The 2,548-nt window shown below is 56.2% G+C and carries 3 protein-coding genes; all 3 read left to right on the top strand.

The annotated features are described in order from the left end of the window. Window positions 1-37 precede the first annotated feature (37 nt). A complete protein-coding gene (locus tag PPL9_RS20535; protein ID WP_244273433.1) occupies window positions 38-559 on the top strand; it encodes a hypothetical protein in 522 nt (173 codons plus the stop codon). Window positions 560-804: 245 nt separating this feature from the next. Beyond that, complete coding sequence (locus tag PPL9_RS20530) at window positions 805-1,842, top strand: cysteine synthase A (RefSeq protein ID WP_057464420.1); 1,038 nt, start codon at window positions 805-807, stop codon at window positions 1,840-1,842. Between the two features lie 96 nt (window positions 1,843-1,938). Beyond that, a partial coding sequence (locus tag PPL9_RS33525) for a PLDc N-terminal domain-containing protein (RefSeq protein ID WP_348271975.1) occupies window positions 1,939-2,548 on the top strand: 610 nt, incomplete at its 3' end.

The raw sequence follows: 2,548 nt of genomic DNA, 5'->3' as shown, positions 1-2,548 counted from the left end.
CGCCCCCGCGCCTGCCACAACATCAGGCCCTCAGCTCATCGAAAAATCCGACAATGGCAACACCTACGCCATGCCAGAGGACTATCTGGCCGTCACCGTTGCTCCGCCCTCCAAAACACCCTACGCCGATCCATTAGAGAGTGATTTGTCCATCTGGGTTGGTGAGGTGGAAATTGAGGGCCGCAAGACCCTGTGGGTAGAGCTCATCGATACCCACGGCGAGGTGATCTACAATTCCGAGGTCCAGCAAAACGAGACGCATCTGCTCCCAGATGGCAGAGCCATCGCCGTCACCGTGATGCAGCCTGCCACTCACAACAAAGCACTGCAGTCTGCCAGCCTGAAGAAAGACCAGTCCCGCGTGCCAACCGATGAGCGCTTTGTCATCACCCGCAAGGAAGCTTTTGCCCCGGCATTGGATACGCAGGTAAATCTACTTGAAGTGCAGCCCGTCCCAAAGGAAGTCCATAACTCCTTCATGCTGCGCGCAGGTGAGAACGGCGAGATCCTCTGGAAAGCCACCAAGGATGCCATCACCTGGCTGGAAAGCAGGTCCTGACAGAGACGGAACAGCGCGCAAATCGATACTCTCTCAAATCGCATTTAGCGCACTCATTCGAAAGCCACGCACCCCGTGAGCAATTTTGTTCTCATGCGCGATTGCCAAGAGAATAATATCCTAGTCTGACGCACCCTTTGGCAGCCCATTTCTTGTTCTCGTGAGGTCAGCGCAGTAGCGTGGTCTCAAAAGGGGTAAACACCCGCATTCTGATTTTTGGTCATACGAATTATTTGAGAGAAACTATGGATACGCGCGCCTCTGCCATCGAAGCCATCGGCAACACTCCACTTATTCGCCTCAAAGGCCCCTCCGAGCGAACCGGCTGTGAAATCCTCGGCAAAGCCGAGTTCATGAACCCGGGCCAGTCCGTCAAGGACCGCGCCGCGCTCTTCATCATCAATGACGCAGTCAAACGCGGCACGCTCAAGCCGGGCGGCATCATCGTGGAAGGCACGGCTGGCAACACCGGCATCGGCCTCGCGCTGGTCGGCAACGCTCTGGGCTACCGCTCTGTCATCGTCATTCCCGAGACCCAGTCTCAGGAAAAGAAAGACATGCTGCGCATCGCAGGCGCTGAGCTGATCGAAGTTCCCGCTGTCCCCTATAAGAACCCGAACAACTACATCAAAGTCTCGCAGCGGGTCGCAGAAGAGCTGAACAGAACCCACCCGCAAGGCGCCATCTGGGCCAACCAGTTTGATAACACCGCCAACCGTCAGGGTCACATTGAAACCACCGCTCAGGAGATTTGGCAGCAGACCGACGGCAAAGTGGACGGCTTCATCTGCGCGGTCGGCACTGGCGGCACGCTTGCCGGCACCGGCATCGGCCTGAAGGAAAAGAACCCGAACATCAAGATCGGCCTTGCAGACCCACACGGCGCAGCGCTTTACAACTACTACGCCCACGGCGAACTGAAGTCCGAAGGCTCCTCCATCTCGGAGGGCATCGGTCAGGGCCGCATCACCGCCAATCTGGAAGATGCACCGATCGACATCCCATACCGCATCTCTGATGAGGAAGGCCTGCTGATCAACTTCGAACTTCTGGAACACGAAGGCCTTTGCCTTGGCGGCTCTTCCGGCATCAACGTCGCTGGCGCAATTCGTCTCGCAAAAGAACTCGGCCCCGGCCACACCATCGTGACCATACTGTGCGACTACGGCACCCGTTATCAGGGCAAAATGTTCAACCCGACCTTCCTGCGCGAAAAAGGCCTGCCAGTGCCAGAATGGATGGAACGCAAGTCCGAAATCACCATTCCATTTGAAGCTGCCTGACCTTAACGGAAAGCACTGCACAATACGCCAAGAGGTTTTGACCATTCCTCTTGGCACAGCTATAAGTAGGTCCTCGCATTACAGGAGTTGTAGCGCTTGGAATCCTCATTTAGCCTTCTTCCCCTGATCGCAATTTTCAGTGTTCTTTTCTATGCTTTGGCAGTCATTTGCGCCATTCGCGAGATCATGTACTCGCGCACCTCGCAAGGCAGCATTGCCTGGCTGCTCTCTCTGTTTTTCATCCCCATGCCAACGGTCCCGCTCTACTTCGTCTTCGCATGGAAGCGGCTGGATGATTACATTGAGGTCCGCGATGACATCTCCCAGATTGAAGCGGACGTCCTCAATCGTCACACACCGTATGTAGACAGCACAGCCAACACCCAGTGGCCGGTGCACACCCGCGTAGCCTCGGTGCCTTTTCTCGCAAACAACCAGTGTGACCTGCTCATCGATGGTCCAGCTATGTTTGCCTCCATAATTGAAGGCATCCTCACTGCCGAAAGGCATGTTCTCGTCCAGTTCTTCATCATCCGCGAAGACAGCGCAGGACTGGAACTGGCAGATGCCTTGATAGAACGCGCCAAAGCGGGCCTGCACGTTTGCCTGCTTTACGACGACATCGGCTCCCGCTCTCTTTCCACGCAGTACCTCACGCGCCTGCAAGACGCTGGTGTCCGCGTCAGCGCTTTCAACAGACGCCACC

Source organism: Pseudovibrio sp. POLY-S9, assembly GCF_001431305.1.
Taxonomy (GTDB): Bacteria; Pseudomonadota; Alphaproteobacteria; order Rhizobiales; family Stappiaceae; genus Pseudovibrio.
The sequence above is the reverse complement of the archived record's forward strand: the minus strand, read 5'-3'. Positions and strand labels throughout refer to the sequence as shown.